This is a genomic window from Duganella guangzhouensis (assembly GCF_009674535.1).
Lineage (GTDB): Bacteria > Pseudomonadota > Gammaproteobacteria > Burkholderiales > Burkholderiaceae_D > Rugamonas > Rugamonas guangzhouensis.
In genome coordinates this window covers 1-474 of sequence record NZ_WKJK01000069.1, presented here as the reverse complement: position 1 = coordinate 474, position 474 = coordinate 1, and the positions used below count along the sequence as shown (strand labels likewise).

At 54.4% G+C, this 474-nt stretch carries 1 protein-coding gene; it reads left to right on the top strand.

Features of this window, described 5'->3' with window-relative positions:
• Window positions 1-105: 105 nt before the first annotated feature.
• Window positions 106-474: helix-turn-helix domain-containing protein (locus GJ699_RS33960; RefSeq protein WP_371867752.1), on the top strand; the 369-nt coding region annotated here is incomplete at its 3' end.

The following is a 474-nucleotide window of genomic DNA, read 5'->3' as shown; positions in this document are numbered from 1 at the left end:
TGTTAAGTTGCACTGAAATCTGACCCACCTTTCCCACGAATTTGCAACGGAATCTGACCCACGTTAGTAGCACAATTCCCCCTGTCTTTTCGGCAGGAGATCGGAGTGATCGACGTGGCATTGCTAGGAATAATTCGACGCTGGCATCTTCGTGACCAGATCCCCATACGAGAGATTGCCCGACGACTCGGCATCTCGCGCAACACCGTCCGACGCTACCTGCGATCGGAAACGACAGAGCCCTCCTATGCGGAGCGGCGATCATCTAGTGGCTTGGATAAATACTCGGTGCAGCTATCCGGCTGGCTAAAGGCCGAGACTACAAAGCCTCGTAAGCAGCGGCGCAGTTTGAAGCAGCTCCATCTGGAACTGAAAGAACTCGGCTATGAAGGGTCATACGACCGCGTGGCGGCGTTTGCCAGGCAGTGGAAGGCGGGTCAATTGGAATGGGTCAATTCTGCGAGCAAACGAACA